Annotated in this window: 17 protein-coding genes and 1 tRNA gene; all 18 read left to right on the top strand. The window is 69.0% G+C overall.

From position 1 onward, the window contains the following. The first annotated feature begins 233 nt into the window (after positions 1–233). A complete protein-coding gene (locus ACFFIO_RS01250) occupies positions 234–3,338 on the top strand; it encodes an Rne/Rng family ribonuclease (RefSeq protein WP_378039869.1) in 3,105 nt (1,034 codons plus the stop codon). A 232-nt stretch (positions 3,339–3,570) separates the two neighbouring features. Then, the gene (gene rplU, locus ACFFIO_RS01245; RefSeq protein ID WP_159550664.1) at positions 3,571–3,879 is read left to right on the top strand and encodes a 50S ribosomal protein L21; all 309 of its coding nucleotides are present in this window, start codon (positions 3,571–3,573) and stop codon (positions 3,877–3,879) included. Between the two features lie 44 nt (positions 3,880–3,923). Then, complete coding sequence (gene rpmA, locus ACFFIO_RS01240; RefSeq protein ID WP_378039868.1) at positions 3,924–4,184, top strand: 50S ribosomal protein L27; 261 nt, start codon at positions 3,924–3,926, stop codon at positions 4,182–4,184. Between the two features lie 188 nt (positions 4,185–4,372). Further along, the gene (obgE, locus tag ACFFIO_RS01235; RefSeq protein ID WP_378039867.1) at positions 4,373–6,049 is read left to right on the top strand and encodes a GTPase ObgE; all 1,677 of its coding nucleotides are present in this window, start codon (positions 4,373–4,375) and stop codon (positions 6,047–6,049) included. Continuing rightward, positions 6,042–7,202, top strand: a complete 1,161-nt coding sequence (gene proB, locus ACFFIO_RS01230; protein WP_378039866.1) for a glutamate 5-kinase — start codon at positions 6,042–6,044, stop codon at positions 7,200–7,202. Before obgE ends, proB begins: the two co-directional genes overlap by 8 nt. A 9-nt stretch (positions 7,203–7,211) precedes the next feature. Then, entirely contained in the window at positions 7,212–8,570 is a 1,359-nt protein-coding gene (locus tag ACFFIO_RS01225) for a glutamate-5-semialdehyde dehydrogenase (protein WP_378039865.1), read from the top strand. A 107-nt stretch (positions 8,571–8,677) separates the two neighbouring features. Next, the gene (locus tag ACFFIO_RS01220) at positions 8,678–8,905 is read left to right on the top strand and encodes a hypothetical protein (RefSeq protein WP_378039864.1); all 228 of its coding nucleotides are present in this window, start codon (positions 8,678–8,680) and stop codon (positions 8,903–8,905) included. Positions 8,906–8,959: 54 nt separating this feature from the next. Then, positions 8,960–9,676, top strand: a complete 717-nt coding sequence (gene nadD, locus ACFFIO_RS01215; protein ID WP_378039996.1) for a nicotinate-nucleotide adenylyltransferase — start codon at positions 8,960–8,962, stop codon at positions 9,674–9,676. Then, on the top strand, positions 9,673–10,935 hold the full coding sequence (locus tag ACFFIO_RS01210; protein WP_378039863.1) for a hypothetical protein: 1,263 nt from the start codon (positions 9,673–9,675) through the stop codon (positions 10,933–10,935). The genes nadD and ACFFIO_RS01210 overlap by 4 nt, the downstream gene beginning before the upstream one ends. 115 nt (positions 10,936–11,050) lie before the next feature. Then, complete coding sequence (gene rsfS, locus ACFFIO_RS01205) at positions 11,051–11,497, top strand: ribosome silencing factor (RefSeq protein WP_378039862.1); 447 nt, start codon at positions 11,051–11,053, stop codon at positions 11,495–11,497. A gap of 79 nt (positions 11,498–11,576) precedes the next feature. Further along, positions 11,577–12,191 (top strand): histidine phosphatase family protein, encoded by a 615-nt coding sequence (locus tag ACFFIO_RS01200; RefSeq protein WP_378039861.1) that lies wholly within the window; start codon positions 11,577–11,579, stop codon positions 12,189–12,191. Between the two features lie 169 nt (positions 12,192–12,360). Continuing rightward, a tRNA-Ala gene (locus ACFFIO_RS01195) sits at positions 12,361–12,436 on the top strand. Positions 12,437–12,636: 200 nt separating this feature from the next. Beyond that, positions 12,637–14,322, top strand: a complete 1,686-nt coding sequence (locus tag ACFFIO_RS01190) for a ribonuclease J (RefSeq protein ID WP_378039860.1) — start codon at positions 12,637–12,639, stop codon at positions 14,320–14,322. A gap of 22 nt (positions 14,323–14,344) precedes the next feature. Continuing rightward, positions 14,345–16,177, top strand: coding sequence for a glutaminase A (gene glsA / locus ACFFIO_RS01185; protein WP_378039859.1), 1,833 nt, complete (start codon positions 14,345–14,347; stop codon positions 16,175–16,177). A gap of 68 nt (positions 16,178–16,245) precedes the next feature. Further along, the gene (locus ACFFIO_RS01180; protein ID WP_188806807.1) at positions 16,246–16,890 is read left to right on the top strand and encodes an ABC transporter permease; all 645 of its coding nucleotides are present in this window, start codon (positions 16,246–16,248) and stop codon (positions 16,888–16,890) included. After that, the gene (locus ACFFIO_RS01175) at positions 16,887–18,089 is read left to right on the top strand and encodes a betaine/proline/choline family ABC transporter ATP-binding protein (protein WP_378039858.1); all 1,203 of its coding nucleotides are present in this window, start codon (positions 16,887–16,889) and stop codon (positions 18,087–18,089) included. The genes ACFFIO_RS01180 and ACFFIO_RS01175 overlap by 4 nt, the downstream gene beginning before the upstream one ends. After that, complete coding sequence (locus ACFFIO_RS01170; RefSeq protein ID WP_378039857.1) at positions 18,086–18,895, top strand: ABC transporter permease; 810 nt, start codon at positions 18,086–18,088, stop codon at positions 18,893–18,895. Before ACFFIO_RS01175 ends, ACFFIO_RS01170 begins: the two co-directional genes overlap by 4 nt. Before the next feature lie 80 nt (positions 18,896–18,975). Further along, on the top strand, positions 18,976–19,926 hold the full coding sequence (locus ACFFIO_RS01165) for a glycine betaine ABC transporter substrate-binding protein (protein WP_378039856.1): 951 nt from the start codon (positions 18,976–18,978) through the stop codon (positions 19,924–19,926). Positions 19,927–19,966: the final 40 nt, after the last annotated feature.

Raw genomic sequence — 19,966 nt, 5'->3', positions numbered from 1 at the left:
CCGCCATTGGCACGCGACAAGACGCGTGAGACCGGGATGGCCGCCGATGGTTCCGGGAGAGGGCGCCGCATCCAGCGGAGACCGAACCTACGGTTCACCTAAGACTTTTTGGAGTCCGTCGACGGCGGCACCCCGAGTACCGCTTGACGGATCGGGGGAAACGCCACCGGGAACGGACCGAGCCGCTCCACGGGCACGAGTGTGGCGTGACCGCGGTGCAGGAGGTGCTGTCCATGGCAGCCAACGAACACCACGACAACGACGCAGCAGCAACGTCCGAACAGGACGCGCAGACCACGGGGGACCGGACGCTGGATCCGCCCTCAGCGGTTCCCGAGGACGCCGGAGCAACGGTCGCCCAGGAATCGTCCTCCGCCGAGGATTCCCCGGCCGCCGAGTCCGAGGACCCGGCTGGCCCCTCGGATACGGCCACGGCTGGTGGTGCCGCGGCGACGGAACCCGCCGAGGAGAAGCCGGCCGTTGATGACCCCTTCGCCATCCCGGATGACCCGTTGGCCCTGATCTTCAAGGCTCCGGACCTGTCCACCCTTCCTCCGGTACCGCGCAGGTCCCGCGATGACCGCAGTGAGCGCAGTGAGCGCAGTGAGCCCGAGGGTCGCGGCCCGCGTCAGAACCGCAACCGCCGTCAGGACGAGGACGCCAGCGGCGGCTACGACGAGCTCGAGGCCACGGCTGACGACTCCGGCATGTCTCGCGATGACCGGGACGAGCAGGATGACGAGAGCGGCCAGTCCGGTTCCCGCAGCTCCCGCCGTCGCCGCCGCAGCCGGGGCCGCTCGGGCAGCGCCTCGGACCAGGGCAGCACCACCTCGGAAGACGATGACGGCGACGACCAGTCCCAGCGCAGCTCCGGTGCGCGCGGCGGAGACGGGCGTGAGAACCAGTCCCACGTGGACGGCTCGGACGCCGAGGGCGACGGCAACGGTTCGCGCCGCCGCCGCAAGCGTCGCCGCGGCGACGTGGACATGGAGCTGGAGGGTGGCGCCGGGGATGACCCGGAGAACACCGTGACCCGTGTTCGCGCGCCCCGCCAGGCCGCCTCCACCGGTCCGGAGGCCGTCACCTCCCTCAAGGGCTCCACCCGTCTGGAGGCCAAGCGCCAGCGCCGCCGCGATTCACGCTCCGGTGGCCGCCAGCGCCGCCATGTGATCACCGAGGCCGAGTTCCTGGCCCGCCGCGAGTCGGTGGACCGCAAGATGCTGGTCCGCCAGCGTGAGCACCGCATCCAGATCGCCGTCATGGAGGACGGGGTCCTGGCCGAACACTTCGTGTCCAACACCACCCAGGACTCGATGATCGGCAACGTCTACGTGGGCAAGGTCCAGAACGTGCTGCCGTCCATGGAGGCCGCCTTCGTGGATATCGGCCGCGGCCGCAACGCGGTGCTCTACGCCGGCGAGGTCAATTGGGATGCCGCCAATCTCGAGGGCAAGTCCCGCAAGATCGAGAACGCCCTGAAGTCCGGCGACTCCGTCCTCGTCCAGGTCACCAAGGATCCGGTCGGCCACAAGGGCGCCCGGCTCACCAGCCAGATCTCCCTGCCGGGCCGGTACCTCGTCTACGTGCCGGGTGGTTCCATGACGGGCATCTCCCGCAAGCTTCCGGACGTCGAGCGCTCCCGCCTGAAGAAGATCCTGAAGGACCATCTCCCGGAGAACGCCGGCGTGATCGTGCGCACGGCGGCCGAGGGCACCTCGGAGCAGGAGCTGATGCATGACATCAACCGCCTGCGCGCCCAGTGGGAGGGTATCGAGGAGAAGTCGACCTCCACGAAGACCCTGGCGCCGGAACTGCTCTACTCGGAACCGGACCTGACGATCAAGGTCGTCCGGGACGTCTTCAACGAGGACTTCTCCGGCATGATCGTCCAGGGCGAGGACGTCTGGGACAACATCGAGGCCTACGTGACCTACGTGGCGCCGGACCTGCTGCCCCGCCTGGCGCAGTGGAAGCCCGAGGAACACGGCGGCGAGGACCTGTTCGCGTCCAACCGCATCGACGAGCAGCTGCAGAAGGCGCTGGACCGCAAGGTCTTCCTGCCCTCCGGCGGCTCGCTCGTCATCGACCGCACCGAGGCCATGACCGTGGTGGACGTCAACACCGGCAAGTTCACCGGGTCCGGGGGCAACCTCGAGGAGACCGTCACCAAGAACAACCTCGAGGCTGCCGAGGAGATCGTCCGGCAGCTGCGCCTGCGGGACATCGGCGGCATCATCGTCATCGACTTCATCGACATGGTGCTCGAGTCCAACCGTGATCTAGTGCTGCGTCGCATGGTCGAGTGCCTCGGCCGCGACCGCACCAAGCACCAGGTCGCCGAGGTGACCTCGCTCGGCCTGGTCCAGATGACCCGCAAGCGGATGGGCACCGGCCTCGTCGAGATCTTCTCGGAGACCTGTGAGCACTGCAACGGCCGCGGCATCATCGTCCATGACATGCCGGTGGAGCACCGCCGCGCCCACAATGCCCACGGCGAACCGCGGGCCCACAGCGCGTCCCACAGCCACGGCGGAACGGGCGGATCCGGTGGATCTGGTGGTTCCGGTGGTTCCGGGCAGGACGACTCCAGCGACGGCGGCCGGAAGTCCTCCCGCAGTGAGCGCCGCCGCCGCAGCCGGGAACGCCAGGCCGAGCGTGAGCGTCATGAGCAGCACGAGCCGCCGGTCGAGCAGAAGCTCACCCCCGAGGAGGAGGCCGAGCGCAAGGCGCGTGCCGAAGCGGCCCGGGCGGCCTTCGCCAACATGGCAGCCGCCGCGGCCAGCGCGCATGAGGAGAAGGACGGGACCTCCATCCCCGAGAAGGACTCCCAGCCGGCACCGGAACGGGAGACCCGTCAGGAAGCCGGCCAGGATCAGCCGGATCCGGCACCCTCGACCCTGACCCTCGCGGGCGAGGCCGTCGAGGTGCCGCAGGCCAAGCGCCGCTCCCGGCGGTCGAAGGCCACGGCGGCCCCCCAGGCCGACCTGGCATCACTGGAGAGCGCCCTCGACCAGAAGACCCCCCGCGACCAGCGCGCCTCCGGCGATACTCCCCAGGCAGGTCAGGCAGGTCAGGCAGGTCAGGCAGCTCAGGCGGAACCGGCAGCGCGGCCTCAGCGCCGTCGTCGGGCGGCCTCCTCCGAGGGGGCCGGTGACATCCGGACGGTGGAGATCGCGGCGGCCGGCGAGAACGCCGGTGGTCATCGCTTCAGCGCTACCGCCGCCCCGGCCGGGAGCGGCACCGGGGCGGAGGCCCAGCAGAAGGCGGCTGCGCCCTCGGCCGCGCCGATGATGCTCGGTGTCGGGGTCAAGGCGGAGGATATCGCCCGCCCCGAGTGAGCGTGTCATTTGGCCCGAGGGGGCACCGGCGGGTAGGATAGATACTCGGTGCTGCGCCGCCGTCGTTTTCTGTCTGCCCGGTGAATTGGGTATTGGAAAGCCCGCCGGTACGCCGAGAGCCGTTGCCCCCGCTGTCCGGGACCGTCCGCCTTTGCCGGCCGGACACCGCTGGTTTGGGCAGGCCGGGTTGCAGTCGAACAGATTCGTAAATGTCGAGAGAAGTGAGTCCCAAGTGGTGTACGCGATTGTCCGCGCTGGCGGCCGCCAGGAAAAGGTCTCCGTTGGAGACCTCGTTACCCTTGACCGCGTTGCCGCTGAGGCCGGAAGCTCCCTGGAGCTGTCCGCCGTCATGCTGGTGGACGGGGACAAGGTGACCACCGGTACCGATGACCTGGCCAAGGTCAAGGTCACTGCCGAGGTCGTTGACCATTCCCGTGGCAAGAAGATTGTCATCCAGAAGTACAAGAACAAGACCGGCTACAAGAAGCGCCAGGGTCACCGTTCCGAGCTGACCACCGTCAAGGTCACCTCGATCGCCTGATCCGGACTTCCAGGTCCCCGAGATAAACACCGAAGGATTGCACCATGGCACATAAGAAGGCCGGTAGTTCCTCCAAGAACGGCCGCGATTCGAACGCACAGTTCCTGGGCGTCAAGCGTTTCGGCGGCCAGGCCGTCAACGCCGGCGAGATCCTGGTCCGCCAGCGCGGTACCAAGTTCCACCCGGGCGCCAACGTCGGCATCGGCAAGGACGACACCCTGTTCGCCCTGTCCGCCGGCGCCGTCGAGTTCGGCAACCGTCGTGGCCGCAAGGTCGTGAACATCGTTACTGCCGCTGCTGAGTGATCATTCAGCTGACGGCACCGGGGGAGTGATTCCCCAGTAGTTCAACGCTCCGGCGGGGGTGGGCCACTGCGGCCCGCCTCCGCCGCAGTGGTTAACGCGCCCTGTGCTCCGCCCCGGAGTGCAGCGATCTGCGCAAGACTGGTCACCACCGCACGGGTGGTACCGAGAAGTTCTGAGGAGAGGCGGCCATGGCGGCTTTCGTGGACCGGGTGGTCCTGCACGTTTCCGGCGGGCATGGAGGGCACGGCGTGGCCTCCGTGAAGCGGGAGAAGTTCAAGCCCCTGGGTGGTCCCGACGGCGGCAACGGCGGGGACGGCGGTGACGTCACCCTGATCGTGGACTCACAGACCACCACGTTGCTCTCCTACCACCACGCACCGCACCGCCATGGTGGCAACGGCGGTCCCGGGATGGGCGACTTCCGCAATGGCGCCACCGGCGAGTCCCTGACGCTGAGCGTGCCTGACGGAACCGTGGTCAAGGACGCCGAGGGCAACATCCTCGCCGACCTCGTGGGCCACGGCGCCAGCTTCGTGGCCGCGGAGGGCGGCATGGGCGGCCTCGGCAATGCGGCGCTGTCCTCGGCCAAGCGCAGGGCCCCCGGGTTCGCCCTGCTTGGCATCCCCGGGGACGAGCGGGACATCGTCCTGGAACTGAAGTCCGTGGCGGACGTGGCCCTGGTGGGTTTCCCCTCGGCCGGCAAGTCCTCCCTCATCGCCTCCATCTCCGCGGCCCGCCCGAAGATCGCCGACTACCCGTTCACCACCCTGGTGCCGAACCTCGGCGTGGTCCAGGCCGGGGACACCCGGTACACCGTGGCCGACGTCCCGGGCCTGATCCCGGGTGCCTCGGAGGGCAAGGGCCTGGGCCTGGAGTTCCTGCGCCACGTGGAGCGCTGCGCGGCCCTGGTGCACGTACTGGACTGCGGCTCCCTGGAGTCAGACCGGGATCCGCTCTCCGACTTCGAGGCCATCGAGGCCGAACTCGCCGCCTATGCCGTGGAGCCGACCTTCGCCCAAGGTGGCCAGGGCGTCATCCCGCTGAACGAACGCCCCCGGCTGATCGCCCTGAACAAGACCGACCTTCCGGACGGCCAGGACATGGCGGACATGGTCCGCTCCACGCTGGAAGCGCGTGGACTGCGCGTCTTCGAGGTCTCCGCCGTCTCCCACAAGGGACTGGACCCGTTGAAGTTCGCGATGGCCGACCTGGTCCGCCAGGCCCGCGAACGGCTGCCCGAGCCCGAGGAGATCGCCGCACCCGAGGTCATCCGCCCGCGTTCCGTCCGCTCGCGCAAGGGCCGCAGCGGAGAGTTCGAGATCCGCCGTGAGGAGCGCAACCTCGAGCCCCTGTTCCGGGTCCGTGGCGTTAAGCCCGAACGGTGGGTGGCCCAGACCGACTTCACCGTGGACGAGGCCGTGGGGTACCTGGCCGACCGCCTCAACCGCCTCGGCGTGGAGGACGAGCTGTTCAAGCAGGGCGCCAAGCCCGGGGACGCCGTGGTCATCGGTTCGGATGACGACGGTGTGGTCTTCGACTGGGAGCCGACCATGGCGGCCGGTGCCGAACTGCTGGGCGGCCCCCGCGGTGCGGACCTCCGCATGGAGGACCGCCAGCGTCCCACCCGTGAGGACAAGCGCCGCGACTACGAGGAGCGTAAGGCCGCCCGCGCCGCGACCCAGGCCGACCTCGAGGGTGAGCGACGCACCGGCGTGTGGGCGGTGGACCAGGAGATCAACCGCCTGGCGGGTATCAGCGACGATGAGACCGGCACGTCCGACGAGACCGATGAGACCTCCGGGTCCGGCACGGCCGATGAGGCTGATACAACGAGGGGCTCCGGCTCTGAGGACTCCCATGGCTGAGCAGGTCCCCAATCCGGTGACGGGTCGGGACACCCTGCACCGGGCCCGCCGCCTGGTCATCAAGATCGGTTCCTCCTCCCTGACCACCCCCACGGGCGTGAACCGGGAGGCCATCGATGCGCTCGTGGACACGATCGCCGCCGTCCGCGCCCGCGGCACGGAGGTCATCCTGGTGTCCTCGGGGACCATCGCCGCCGGCATCCACCCCCTGGGGTTGGGCAAGCGCCCGCGTGACCTGGCCACGCAGCAGGCCGCGGCCGCCGTCGGTCAGGGCAAGCTGCTGGCCGAGTACACGGCCTCCTTTGCGCGCCACGGCACCGAGGTGGCGCAGGTGCTGCTGACCGCGGAGGACCTGAGCCGCCGCACCCAGTACACCAATGCGCACCGGGCACTGAACCGGCTACTGGCGTTGTCTGTGGTCCCGATCGTGAACGAGAACGACACCGTCACCACCGCGGAGATCCGGTTCGGGGACAACGACCGGCTCTCGGCCCTCGTGGCCAACCTGTTGCGAGCGGATGCGCTGCTGCTGCTGACAGACGTCGATGCCCTGTACACCGCGCCGCCGTCACGTCCGGGCTCGGAACGCATCGCCCACGTGGTCTCGAAGGCGGACCTGGACACGGTGCTGATCGGGCGGACCGGGCCGGCCGGCGTCGGGACCGGAGGCATGGTCACCAAGGTGGACGCAGCCGGGATCGCCACCGGCTCGGGGATCCACGCGATCGTCACCTCGGCGCAGAACGCCGAGGCCGCGCTGGCCGGTGAGGACGTGGGCACCTGGTTCCAGGCCTCCGGGAAGCGGCAGTCCGCGCGCGGCATCTGGCTCGGCCTGCTCGCCGAGGTGCAGGGCCGCGTGGTGCTCGACGACGGCGCGGTCGCCGCGGTCGTGAAGAACCGCCGGTCCCTGCTGCCGGCCGGGATCACCGGGGTGGAAGGGTCCTTCGAGGCCGGCGACCCGGTCGAGCTGGCAGACGCCCTCGGCACCGTGGTGGCCCGTGGCTTCGTCAACTACTCCTCGACGGAGCTTCCGGCCATGCTCGGACGGCACACCGTCCAGCTGCGCGAGGAGTTCGGGCCGGAGTACCAGCGGCCCGTGGTGCACACCGACGATTGTGTCCGACTGCCGGCGAGGGCACGGCCCCGGCGCTAGGCTGGTGGCATGTCCACGACTGCCCAGAACAACGCCACCGTCACCGACTCAGCGACCGGAACCGGACCCACCGGGGAACCGGCCGGGGCCACGGTGCCGCAGGAGGTCCGCGAGGCGATCCTCGCGGTGGCCGAGCGGGCCCGCAGGGCGCGTCCGGAACTGGCCACCGCGCGTCGGGCCCGGAAGGACGAGACGCTGCAGGGCATGGCGGACGCGCTGCGTCAGAACGCCTCCGCGATCCTGGCGGCCAACCGCAAGGACGTGGAGAACGGCCGCGAGAAGGGCACATCAGAGGCCATGCTCGACCGGCTCAGCCTGGACGCGCCGCGGATCGAGGCCCTCGCCACCGCTCTGGAGGAGCTCGTGGCGTTGCCGGACCCGGTCGGCAACGTGGTGCGCGGACGGGACCTGCCCAACGGCCTGCACATGACCCAGCTGCGCGTCCCCCTGGGCGTGGTGGGAGCCATCTACGAGGCCCGCCCCAACGTCACCGTGGACATCGCCGGCCTGGCCCTGAAGTCCGGCAACGCCGTGATCCTGCGCGGTGGCTCCGCTGCGAGGGAGACCAACACGGTGCTCATCCAGATCCTCCGGGAGCAGGCACTGTCCCACGGCTTCGACGCGGACATCGTCCAGGGGATCGATGAGTTCGGCCGGGACGGGGCCACGGCCCTGATGTCCGAGCGCGGCTCCGTGGATGTGCTGGTGCCTCGTGGCGGACGGGAGCTGATCCAGTCCGTGGTCCGCAACGCCAAGGTGCCCGTCATCGAGACCGGTGAGGGCAACGTGCACCTCTACATCGACGAGTCGGCTCCCGTGAAGATGGCTGTGGACATCGCCCTGAATGCCAAGACCCAGCGCGTCTCCGTGTGCAACACCGCCGAGACCCTGCTGATCCACGCGGGGGCGGAGGAGGCCGGGCGCGAGGTGCTGCGCGCCCTGCACCGGGCCGGGGTGCTCCTGCACGTGGACGAGGGCGCCCGCGCCTGGTTGCCCACCGAGGCGGAAGCCACGGCCACGCCGGCCACGGAGGAGGACTGGGGCACCGAGTACCTGGCCCTCGAACTCGCCGTGAAGACCGTGGGCTCGCTCGACGAGGCCATGGACCACATCCGACGCTGGTCCACCGGGCACACCGAGGCGATCGTGACCAACGACCTGGCCAACGCCGACCGGTTCGTCGCCGAGATCGACTCCGCCGCGGTCATCGTCAACGCCTCCACCCGCTTCACGGACGGCGGTCAGCTCGGGCTCGGCGCCGAGGTGGGGATCTCCACGCAGAAGATGCACGCACGCGGGCCGATGGGCCTCGAGGAACTCACCACCACCAAGTGGGTGCTGCGCGGCCAGGGCCAGGTCCGATCCTGACGCAGGCCGGAGCCCTGCGGGGAACGTACTAGGATGGACCGCAGACATCACCGTGATACGTGGCCGGGGCGCCGGCCGTCATAGCAGTCTTAAGGGAGAACCACCAGATGCAGAACATCACCGCGGCCGTGGCCGTTGCCGCTGAAGAGGCCCACGTGGTCAACGAGCTCGTCGCCCCGGCCTGGGTCTTCGGCGTGGGAGCCTTCGCCATCCTGATGCTGCTGCTGGTGGCCACCATGTCCCTGCGTTCCGTCTCGCAGCGCCACCCCGCGCCGGCCACTGACGTCAACGTCCACGGATCGGCCGGCCACGGCAGCCAGCGTTCCGGCCACTGATCCACCCCTGAACCGCATCTCACTGTGACCCACCGTCGCTTCCGCCTGGGCATCATGGGCGGCACCTTCGACCCCATCCACCACGGCCACCTCGTCGCCGCCTCCGAGGTGGCCTCCGAGCTGGACCTGGATGAGGTCGTCTTCGTGCCCACCGGCCAACCCTGGCAGAAGGACGCGGGGAGGGTGTCACCCGCTGAGCACCGGTATCTCATGACCGTGGTCGCGACTGCCTCGAACCCCCGCTTCACGGTGTCCCGCGTGGACATCGACAGGCCCGGTCCCACGTACACGGCGGACACCCTGCGCGACCTGAAGACCCTGCGGCCCGAGGCCGAGCTGTTCTTCATCACCGGTGCCGACGCCCTCGAGCAGATCATGACCTGGAAGGACGTCGAGAAGCTCTGGGACATGGCCCAGTTCGTGGGCGTGACCCGTCCGGGGCACGACTTGGTTGAGCTGGGGCCGGAGACCGGCGTCAAGCTCATGGAGATCCCCGCCATGTCGATCTCCTCCACCGATTGCCGAGACCGGGTCCAGGACGGCAAACCGGTCTGGTACCTGGTGCCGGACGGCGTGGTCCAATACATCGCCAAGCACAACCTGTACCTCCCGTCCGCCCATATCCCCGGAGGGGGGCTGGGCGGCGGCAGCGGTGACGGCCAGGAGCCGTTCACCGGGGGGAGCCGTCCGCCCGAGATGCTCCCGGATACACCACGGCAGTCCGGGGAACCGGCTGCCGCACCAGCATCGACGCCGGGAACCACCGTATGAGTCATCAGCAGGACCAGAAGCCGCAGGCCGCCAACCCCCGTCTGGGCAGGCCCCAGATCAAGCGCGGTGCGCCGGGGGTGGAGCCGGCCGCGGCCACCACCGGCGGAACCCCGGCCGAGCCGCAGCTGCCGACGCGGCGCTCACTGCGCCAGCACCGCCGCGCGGACAGCGACGCGGGCGCCCCGGCCGGCGATCTCTCCAAGGCGACGATCCTGGAGCTGCCGGCCACCTCCATCAGCCCCGCCGACGTCGGCCCGCTCACCGGACAGCTGCCCCGCGTCATCTACGCCACGGGTGAGCCCGGAGGCGGTGCCTATGCCATCAAGTCCCCGGACGAGGCGGGCGCCCCGACCGGCGGCGACACAGCCCCCGCGGACCGGCCCGCGCTGAAGGCCCGCCGGGCCACCGGTGCAGCGGACCGTGGGGCCGGGGGACCGGGGAAGCAGTCCACCGCGTCGGCGGCGGCCTCCTCAGCTGACCTGCTGCCCGAGGACGTGACGCTGGACCGTGACGGCGTTCCCGTGGGCCCGGACGGGCAGCCGCTCTCGCGGCGGCAACTGCGCGAATGGCGTCGCCAGCAGGGCACTGCCATTCCGGTCGCTGCCATGCCGGCCGTCACGGCCGCCGCGGGTGGTCCTGCCCCCCTGGAATCCGCGAGTGCCGGCGAACGCGGCAACCCGGAGCCCGTCCGGCCGTCCACCCGCCGCGAGGCCACCCGGGCCCGCAGGGCGGAGGCACCGGCAGGGGCCCCCTCTGGCGCTGTGGCGGAGTCCGCTGAGATCACCGATGGCGGCACGTCCACGTCCGTTGCACCGGGCGCCTCCGCTGGACAACCGTTCACCCGTGAGTCGCTCGCCGCGGAGGGCGCCGCGCTGGCTGCCCGGATCGAGGCCGCGGCAGGGGCGGACCCCTCCACGGTCGACCCCGCCCTGCTCCGGGAGCAGGAGCTGTTGGCCGAGAAGGCTCGGCAGCTCAACACCGGCCTCATCCGCCAGGTCTCGCCGTCGGCTCCGCAGGTCTCTTCGACCTCGGTGGCGAGGTCAACGGCCGTATCGAAGCCGGCGGCTGGCCCTGCCGCACCGAAGCAGGGGACAGTCTCTCCCACAGGCCGGCACGATCCCGTGGACGCACAGTCCGCGCATGGACTCGACTCCATCCAGGCCTCCGAATGGTCCTCACGCGAGCGGACCCTGATGATCGTGGCCGGGATCGTGGTTCTGATCCTCGTGGTCGCCCTGATCCTCGCCATCGTCTTCTGACGGCCGTCCCTCCACCGCTACCTCCGTCCTTTCCACTGCTTTCACTGTTTCTTCCGATTCCTTCCTGAGTCCACTCATCCGACCCGTTCGCTGACCGATCCACACCGAGGTGCCTATGACCATTCCCGAGACCACCCTGACCGCACTCAAACTGGCCGGACAGGCCGCTGCAGACAAGCAGGCCACGGACATCGTGGCCGTTGACGTGGCGCAGCAGATGGGCCTCACGGACGCCTTCCTGATCGCCTCCGCCGGCTCCGAACGGCAGGTCGTCTCGGTGGTGGATGAGATCGAGGACGTGCTGACCCAACAACTCACGCTGGATGTCATCCGCCGCGAGGGCAAGGCCGGTGGCCGCTGGGTCCTGCTGGACTACGGGCACTTCGTGGTGCACGTCCAGCACGAGGAGGAGCGCGTGTTCTATGCGCTGGACCGTCTCTGGAAGGACGCCCCTCTGGTGGACCTCGGCTTGGCCGATGGCGTCGCCGTGGATGAGGGCGGTTCCGCGGTGGACCCGGACGAGGGTCAGCGGGACTGGACCCCCAGCCGGGACCAGGATTGATCTCTCTCCACAGGGCTGAACAAGACTGAGTTGAACAAGACTGAACAGTACTGACCGAGACTGAGCCGGGGGAGACGGGATGCGACTGGTCTTGTTGCGGCATGGCCGTACGGCGTGGAACGCCGAGGAGCGCTACCAGGGACACACGGATATCCCCCTGGACGATGTCGGCCGGTCCCAGGCCGCGGAGGCCGCAGTGCGGCTGGCCGGCCACCATTTCGACCTGGCGGCGTCCTCACCCCTGGTCCGGGCCCGCGCCACCGCGGAATCCGTGGTGGACGGCCGTGGTCTGGACCTGGTGCTGCACGAGGAGTTCAAGGAGACCGGCGGCGGCACCTGGGAGGGTCTGAGCTTCAGCGAGATCCGGACCCAGTGGCCGGATGACTGGACCACGTGGCGCAGCTCCCATCTCGACCACGGCCCTCTGGGCGGGGAGACCCCGCGGCAGTCGGGCACCAGGGTGGTCACCGCCATCACCCGCATGGTGGACGAGGCGGAGTCCACCCTCGGCATGCCGGAGACCATGCTGGTCACGGCCCACGGCAACTGCCTCCGGGCCGCAGCCACGCTTCTGACCGGCATGGATGCAGCCGGGATGGGGCGGTTGGAGCGGCTGCGCAATGGTGCGGCGATCGTGCTCGAGGGTTCGCCGCAGCGCCCCGGGCGGTGGCGGATCGAGGCCTACAACGCGTGATGAGCGGATGATCAACGGGTAAAGGCCGGCGCGGGGCCGGCTAGCTGTAATGCTCTGTGCCCTCGGCCACAGGGGTTCCGTTCGATTTGCGGAGCATGCGAAGTGCTGTGTATATTTATGGAGTTGCTTCGGACGGAACGGAAACGGGAAGGCCGGAAACAACGCATCTGGGGGTATGGCGCAGTTGGTAGCGCGTCTCCATGGCATGGAGAAGGTCAGGGGTTCGAATCCCCTTACCTCCACCAGATGAAAAGCCCTTGCTCTTCGGAACAAGGGCTTTTTCGTTGCCTCGGAGCGGTGGCTACCCCTCACCGGGGCGGCGGAGCACCCCCGTGAGGGGTAGCATGGGGAGTTGATCTCCCTGTAGCGGTCCGCGTCCATGCCGGATCCGCGCAGTCGGCATGGTCCCCCTGTCTTGAAACAATCCCGATGAAAGCGTGATCCTTTGGCCCGTTCGCCCCGCAAGTCCAAGTCCCCGTCCGGCGTTCCTTCCGGGGGGCTGCGGGTCACGCCGCTGGGCGGCCTCGGCGAGGTCGGTCGCAACATGACCGTCTTCGAGTACAACGGCAAGCTGTTGATCGTCGACTGCGGTGTGCTGTTCCCCGAGGAGCACCAGCCCGGCATCGACGTCATCCTGCCGGACTTCACGTCCCTGCAGGGTCGCTGGGATGACATCGTCGGCATCGTGCTGACCCATGGGCACGAGGACCACATCGGCGGCGTGCCCTACCTGCTCAAGGAACGCCCGAACATCCCCCTGATCGGCTCCCAGCTGACCCTGGCGTTCATCACCGCCAAGCTCACCGAGCACAAGATCACGCCGGTGACGGTCCACGTGGAGGCCGAGGACCTCCACCAGGCCGGTCCCTTCGAACTCGAGTTCGTGGCCGTCAACCACTCCATCCCGGATGCGCTGGCCGTGGCCATCCGCACCCCTGCCGGCCTGGTCTTGCACACCGGTGACTTCAAGATGGACCAGTTCCCGCTGGACGGGCGCATCACCGACCTGCGGCACTTCGCCCGTCTGGGCGAGGAGGGCGTGGACCTCTTCCTCACCGACTCCACCAACGCCGAGGTGCCCGGCTTCACGATCTCCGAGCGCGATCTGACCCCGGCCATCGACCAGGTGTTCGCCACCGCACCGAAGCGGATCATCGTCTCCAGCTTCGCCAGCCACGTGCACCGGATCCAGCAGGTCCTGGACTCCGCGCACGCCCACGGCCGCAAGGTCGCCTTCGTGGGCCGGTCCATGGTCAAGAACATGGGCATCGCCCGGGAACTCGACTACCTCAAGATCCCGCGCGGGCTCGTGGTGGACTTCAAGAAGCTGCAGTCCATGCCGGACAACAAGGTGACGCTGGTGAGCACCGGTTCCCAGGGCGAGCCGATGGCCGCCCTGTCCCGGATGGCCAACGGCACCCACCAGATCAAGCTGGGCGCGGACGACACCGTGCTGATGGCCAGCTCCCTGATCCCCGGCAACGAGAACGCCATCTACGGCATCATCAACAAGTTCACCGACCTCGGCGTGAAGGTGGTGCACAAGGGCAATGCCAAGGTGCACGTCTCCGGACACGCCTCCGCCGGCGAGCTGGTCTACTGCTACAACATCGTGCAGCCCACGCACGTCATGCCCGTGCACGGTGAATCCAAGCACCTGCACGCCAACGCCGAACTGGCTGTGAAGACCGGCATCGCCCCGGAACGCGTGCTGGTCGTCAAGGACGGCACCACCGTGGACCTGGTCAACGGAAAGGCGGCTGTCTCCGGTCAGGTCGAGGCCGGCCTGGTCTACGTGGACGGCCACACCGTCGGCAAGGTCACCGAGGAGACCCTGAAGGAGCGCACGTCGCTGCAGGAAGGCGGCTCTGTGACGGTCGTGGCCCTCGTGGACGCGGACACCAACCAGCTCGCCGAGCCGTTGGAGTTCGTCACCAAGGGCTTCATCCAGGACAAGGTGATCTTCGACGGTGCGGCCAAGAAGGTCTCGATCGCGCTGTCGAAGCCGTCCGTGTCCGAGATCGACGACCTCGACCAGCTCGAGCAGCTGATCGGCGACACCGTGGCCCGTCACCTCGATCGTGCCTACCGCCGGGCGCCCGTCCTGACGGTCGTCGTCATCGACGCCTGACCCGGGCTATTACGGTTGGGGCATGGAATCGCCCATCCAGGAGTACCTCGAGTCGCTGCTCGCTGACGTCCAGCGCCTGCGCGGGGGAGAGCCGTACCAGGTGCACCCCCCGGGTCGGGAGCCGAACCCGGAGGACTTCGGCATCTGCCTGGCCACCGTGGACGGCCGGGTCTACTCGGTCGGGGTGGCCGACCAGGAGTTCTCGATCCAGTCGATCTCCAAGCCGTTCAGCTACGGACTCGCCCTGGCGGACTACGGCTTCGACGCCGTGGACGAGAAGGTGGACGTGGAACCCTCCGGGGACCCGTTCAACCAGATCTCCCTGGCCCCGGTGACGGGCCGGCCGCCGAACGCCATGGTGAACGCCGGGGCGCTGGCGGTCGCGTCGATGATCCGTGGCGGCGGCGGCAGGTCCGCTGTGCGCCGGATCGTGGACACCTACTCCCGCTTCGCCGGGCGGGATCTGTCCAGCAGCCGTTCGGTCTTCGACGTGGAGATCCGGCATAGTGACCGCAACCATGCGCTGGCCTATCTGCTCAGCTCCGTCGAGGTCATCGAGAACGATCCTAGCCGCGCCTTGGAGAACTACCTGCGCCAATGCTCGGTCCAGGTCACCTGCCGTGACCTGGCCCTGATGGCGGCCACCCTGGCCAACGGCGGCACGCAGCCGGTCAGCGGGGAGCAGGTCTTCGAGATCGACGTGGTGGAACGGGTCCTGTCCGTCATGATGACCTCCGGCATGTACGACGACGCCGGCGCCTGGGTCAGCAGCGTCGGCATGCCCGCGAAGTCCGGGGTGGGCGGCGGGACGCTGGCCGTGCTGCCCGGACAGGCCGGCCTGGCCGTCTTCTCGCCCCCGCTGGACGGGCACGGCAACAGCGTCCGGGGGCTGGAGACCTGCCGGCGGGTGTCGAAGGACATGGAGATGCACTTCGTGCGCGCCGCCCGCAGCGGGCGGTCCGCGGTCAAGGACACCATGGAGATCTCCCGGTTCCCCTCCCGTGTGCGGCGCACGGAGGAGGAGGCCGAGGTGCTGGAGCGTTACGGAGACCGAGCCCGCATCATCGAGGTGACCGGTGACCTCTTCTTCGCCGGCACCGAATCGCTGGTCCGCGCGGTCAGCGAACTGGAGGACGGCGTCGTCTTCGTGGTCCTGGACCTGCGGCAGGTGTACGACGCCGGCCGGCTCGCCCGCCAGATGATCACCGGCCTCCAACGTCAGCTGGCCGCGGCCGGACGCGAGCTCGTGCTCGTCACCGGCGAGGAGGCCCCCGCCCTGATCGTGCACCCCGACGCCGGCCCTCACGGTCACGCTGCCCCGGTGCCGGTCTTCCAGGGCCTCGGTGAGGCGGTCGAATACTGCGAGGACGCCCTGCTGGAACGCTACGGCGCGCCGATCTCGGCCACGGAGCGGGTCCCGGTGACCGAGTCGCCGGCCCTGGACCTCCTGGAGGAGGCCGACCGTGAACGGCTGGCCGCCCTGATGGAGCACCGGTTCCACGAGGACGGGGACGTCATCCGCCGGGTCGGGCAGCGCTTCGGCGGCGTGCACTTCATCGTCTCCGGACAGATCAACACCATCGCCACCAACCCCCTGGGTGAGCGGGTGCGGTTGAACACGCTGGGGGCCGGGATGACGTTCGGCGAGCTGGCCCTCGGGACCGCGGACCGGCAGGAGACCACCGAGAAGGCCGTCGGCGAGGTCGAGATCATGGTCCTCACCCCGGAGGCGATCGAGGTGCTGGAACAGGACGATCCGGCGCTGGCGCTGCAACTGTGGCGCGCCCTGACCCGGGACGCCTACTCGCTCGTGGACCGCTACCTGCGGGAGGCCGCCGTCCGCCTGACCTACTGAGACGTACCGCGGAAAGTCGCTGAACTATAGTCGTCATCAGGCATTATTCGTCTCGAAAGGGGGCAGCCGTGGAATTCCTCGAGTTCCTGGGGAACCGGGCAGACGACCTGCTCGAGATGGGTCTGGCGCACGCCGCGATCGTCGGTGCAGCAGTCCTCATCGCCACCGTCATCGGCGTGGCCCTGGGCATCGCCACCTATCGGACGGAGCGTCCGCGGGAGTTCGTGCTCGCGATCACCGGGACGTTCCTGACCATCCCGTCCTTCGCCCTGTTCATCCTGCTGCTGGGGCCGCTCGGCCTCGGCTGGCCGCCCGTGCTGTTCGCCCTGGTGCTGTACGGACTGCTGCCGGTGGTGCGCAACACGATCACCGGGCTGCGGGAAGTGGACCCGGCCGTCATCGAATCCGCCCAGGGCATGGGACTGAACCGGCGGCAGCGCCTGCTGCGCATCGAACTGCCGCTGGCCTGGCCAGTGGTCATCACCGGCGTCCGGGTCACCACCCTTGTGCTGCTGGGCATCGCGGCCATCGGCGCGGTGGTCAACGGACCGGGCTACGGCGAGATGATCTTCACCGGCCTGGCCCGGGTGGGAACCCCCGTGGCCGTGAACATGGTGCTGGCCGGCACCCTCGGCGTGATCGTGCTGGCCGTCCTGTTCGACCTGATCTTCTACACCGTCCAGCGACTCACTACTTCGCGAGGTATCCGATGACCCAGACACCGCAGGCCACTCCGGAACCAGAGGTCATGATCCGCCTCGAGAACCTGACCAAGCGCTTCCCCGGGACGCAGCGCAATGCCGTGGACGGACTCACCCTGGACATCCACGCCGGCGAGATCGTGGTCCTCGTGGGACCCTCGGGCTGTGGCAAGACCACCACCATGAAGATGATCAACCGGATCATCGAACCGACCTCCGGCCGGATCATCCTCGGCGGCGAGGACGTCACCACCACGAATGCGGACCAGCTGCGCCGGAGGATCGGCTACGTCATCCAGCAGACGGGCCTGTTCCCGCATCTCACCATCGGCGAGAACGTGGCCACCGTGCCGAAGCTGCTGGGCTGGGACGCCGCCCGCATCCAGTCCCGGGTGGACGAGCTGTTGAGCATGGTCAACATGGATCCGGAGGAGTACCGCGGCCGCTATCCGAAGCAGCTCTCCGGCGGGCAGCAGCAGCGCGTCGGAGTCGCCCGCGCCCTCGGCGGCGATCCGCAGGTCATGTTGATGGACGAGCCCTTCGGGGCGATCGACCCCATCACCCGCGAACGCCTCCAGAACGAGTTCCTCCGCCTCCAGTCCGAGGTGCGCAAGACGATCGTGTTCGTCACCCATGACATCGATGAGGCCATCAAGATGGGGGACCGGATCGCGATCCTGCAGGAGGGGTCCTCGATCGCCCAGTACGACACCCCGGAGAAGATCCTCACCGCCCCGGCCAACGACTTCGTCCGTGACTTCATCGGTGGGGGCGCCTCGCTGAAGCGGTTGAGCCTCTCCCGGGTCCGGGACATCGAGCTCGCGCCGTGGCCCACGGTGTCCGCCGCGGACTCCGTGGAACAGGCACACCGGGTGCTGCGCGAATCGGACCACAGTGCGGTCCTCGTGCTGGACACGGAGGGACGCCCGGCCCGCTGGGTCGGTGCCGACGACCTCCGCCGGGGCGAGGGGCAGCCCCTGGACCGGATCGGCACCGTGCCCCAGGCCGTCGTGGAGTCACGGGCCACCCTGAGTGATGCGCTCAACGAGCTCATCGCCGCCCGCTACGCCGTCACCGTCGTGGTGGATCAGGACGGTCGGCACCTGGGTGTGGTGGACATCGAGCAGATCAACGAGGCCATCCGCTCCATGCGTCACTCGGCCGTCGCCGAGGCCCGCACCGAATTCGCGGACGGGAGGACGACGCCATGAGCACGGCCACCCCCGCCGGGGTCCGGGACGCCGACGTCGTCACCCAGACCCCGCCCTCCGCCGCCCGCCGCGGATGGGTGGGCTACCTGACGATGCCCCTCATCCTGGCCGTCGTCCTGGTCTCCCTGTACCTCTACGTGAGCGGCCGCGACCTCGATTCGATCGAGGCACGCTCCCTGAACGCCGCCGCGCTGTCCACGGCCGTGGGGGAGCACGTGGCCCTCACCGCGGTGTCCACCGTGATCACGCTCCTGATCGCCGTCCCCCTGGGCATCCTGCTGACCAGGCCGTTCACCCGCCGGATCCGTCCGTTCATCATCACCCTCCTGACCCTGGGCCAGGCGGTGCCGACGATCTCCGTCCTCGTGCTGCTGGCCGTGATGTTCCTGTTCCTCGGGTTCCAGGCCGCGATCGTCGGCCTGGTGCTCTACGCGATCATCCCGGTGCTGCTGAACACCATGGTCGGACTGGAGCAGGTGGACGAGAACGTACTCGAGGCAGGGCGGGGCATGGGCCTGTCCCGGTTCCAGGTCCTGCGTCGCCTGGAACTGCCCTTGGCCGTGCCCGTGATCCTGGCGGGCGTCCGCACTGCCCTGGTGATCAACGTGGGCACGGCAACGCTGGCGACCCACATCAACGGCGGTGGACTGGGTGACGTCATCATGGCCGGACTGTCCACCAACCGCGTGCTGGTGCAGGTGGTCGGTGCCGTGCTGACCTCGGTGCTGGCCCTGCTCATCGACTACCTCGCCGGACTGGCAGAGAACCTGCTGCAGCCCAAGGGACTCCGGTCCGCCAGGACCTGAACGAACGCACCGTGACCGCATCCTGACCGCACCCTGATCGCACCGATCACCCAGTGATCGTACTGAAATGAGGAACTGACATGAGAAACGCAACAACCCGCAAGACCACGCTCGGCGGCATCGGCCTGACGGCGGTGGCCGCGTTGCTGCTGACCGGCTGTGGCGGCGGCGACGGCGGCGGAGACAGCGCCAACGCCGGCGCGCTGGATGGGGCCGAGCTGACCGCGGGCTCCAAGGAATTCACCGAGTCCGTCGTCCTGTCCCAGATCACCTCGCTTGCCCTGGAGGACGCGGGGGCCAGCATCGAGGACCAGACCGGGATCTCGGGCAGCGCCACCGTCCGCGAGGCGTTGGAGACGGATGAGATCGACTTCTACTGGGACTACACCGGCACCGGCTGGGTCAACATCCTCGGCAACACCACCGAGGACGTTCCCGAGGACCTGTTCGCGGCCGTCTCGGAGGCGGACGCGGAGAACGGCATCGCCTGGCTGGACGCGGCCCCGTTCGAGAACACCTACCGCATCGCGGTCAAGCAGGACTTCGCCGACGAGAACTCTCTGGTCACCCAGTCCGACGCGGCGGAGTTCATCAATGCGAACCCGGACCAGGCCCGCGTCTGCGCGGCCAGCGAGTTCATCAACCGCGATGACGGCCTGCCCGGGCTGGAGGAGGCCTACGGCTTCGAGTTCTCCGAGGTCGTGGAGCTCGAACTGAACCTGATCTACACGCAGGTGGGGGACACCTGCGAGTTCGGTGAGGTGTTCTCCACCGACGCCCGGGTCGCGTCGAACGACATGGTGATCCTGGAGGACGACCAGGAGTTCTTCGTCGAGTACCAGGGGGCCATGACCCTGCGCCAGGAGACCCTGGACGAGTACCCGGCGATCGCCGAGATCATGGCCCCGATCTCGGAGAAGCTCACCAACGAGACCATGATGGAGCTCAATGGCAAGGTCGACACCGACGGCGAGGATCCGCGGGACGTGGCCGAGGAGTGGCTCCAGGACCAGGGCCTCATCGGCGGCTGACCGCCGCCGTCACTGACCGCACCGTCACTGACCGCACCGC

Source organism: Citricoccus parietis (genome assembly GCF_042433045.1).
GTDB classification, from domain to species: Bacteria; Actinomycetota; Actinomycetes; order Actinomycetales; family Micrococcaceae; genus Citricoccus; species Citricoccus parietis.
Note: the sequence above shows the minus strand (reverse complement) of the source record. Positions and strands in the feature narration are given on the sequence as shown.

Excerpts from the sequence above, each read along its gene's own strand:
- ACFFIO_RS01250 (WP_378039869.1), top strand. The coding sequence starts at position 234 with ATGGCAGCCAACGAACACCACGACAACGACGCAGCAGCAACGTCCGAA.
- rpmA (WP_378039868.1), top strand. The coding sequence starts at position 3,924 with ATGGCACATAAGAAGGCCGGTAGTTCCTCCAAGAACGGCCGCGATTCG.
- obgE (WP_378039867.1), top strand. The coding sequence starts at position 4,373 with ATGGCGGCTTTCGTGGACCGGGTGGTCCTGCACGTTTCCGGCGGGCAT.
- proB (WP_378039866.1), top strand. The coding sequence starts at position 6,042 with ATGGCTGAGCAGGTCCCCAATCCGGTGACGGGTCGGGACACCCTGCAC.
- ACFFIO_RS01225 (WP_378039865.1), top strand. The coding sequence starts at position 7,212 with ATGTCCACGACTGCCCAGAACAACGCCACCGTCACCGACTCAGCGACC.
- ACFFIO_RS01220 (WP_378039864.1), top strand. The coding sequence starts at position 8,678 with ATGCAGAACATCACCGCGGCCGTGGCCGTTGCCGCTGAAGAGGCCCAC.
- nadD (WP_378039996.1), top strand. The coding sequence starts at position 8,960 with ATGGGCGGCACCTTCGACCCCATCCACCACGGCCACCTCGTCGCCGCC.
- ACFFIO_RS01210 (WP_378039863.1), top strand. The coding sequence starts at position 9,673 with ATGAGTCATCAGCAGGACCAGAAGCCGCAGGCCGCCAACCCCCGTCTG.
- rsfS (WP_378039862.1), top strand. The coding sequence starts at position 11,051 with ATGACCATTCCCGAGACCACCCTGACCGCACTCAAACTGGCCGGACAG.
- ACFFIO_RS01200 (WP_378039861.1), top strand. The coding sequence starts at position 11,577 with ATGCGACTGGTCTTGTTGCGGCATGGCCGTACGGCGTGGAACGCCGAG.
- glsA (WP_378039859.1), top strand. The coding sequence starts at position 14,345 with ATGGAATCGCCCATCCAGGAGTACCTCGAGTCGCTGCTCGCTGACGTC.
- ACFFIO_RS01175 (WP_378039858.1), top strand. The coding sequence starts at position 16,887 with ATGACCCAGACACCGCAGGCCACTCCGGAACCAGAGGTCATGATCCGC.
- ACFFIO_RS01170 (WP_378039857.1), top strand. The coding sequence starts at position 18,086 with ATGAGCACGGCCACCCCCGCCGGGGTCCGGGACGCCGACGTCGTCACC.
- ACFFIO_RS01165 (WP_378039856.1), top strand. The coding sequence starts at position 18,976 with ATGAGAAACGCAACAACCCGCAAGACCACGCTCGGCGGCATCGGCCTG.